Annotated in this window: 1 protein-coding gene; it reads left to right on the forward strand. The window is 67.4% G+C overall.

The window, feature by feature from the left end; all coding sequences use genetic code 11:
• Positions 1 to 264, forward strand: a 264-nt coding sequence (locus SB717_RS36745) for a hypothetical protein (protein WP_410908000.1), incomplete at both ends; no start/stop codon positions are given.

Genomic DNA, 264 nt, shown 5'->3' on the forward strand with positions numbered 1-264 from the left:
CAAGAGCCGGGCATCGCGGACGCTGATCACGGGCAGCCTGATCGCCTCCTTCGACGCACGGGACAGCCGGCTGGTCGACGTGCCGGACGGCGGCCTGTTGCACATTGAGCGCTCGGTGCTTGCCGAGGGGCCTCGGAGCGAGAACGGTGACCTGGTCGGCTACGGGCTGGAATTACCCCGTGACCGGGAGCCAGGGCGCATGGACCGTGTCATCCTGCGGGGGACGACGTTCTACAGTGACCGCCTGCAAGCCACACGACTACT

It is taken from the genome of Priestia sp. SIMBA_032 (assembly GCF_046535215.1).
GTDB lineage: Bacteria > Bacillota > Bacilli > Bacillales > Bacillaceae_H > Priestia > Priestia aryabhattai.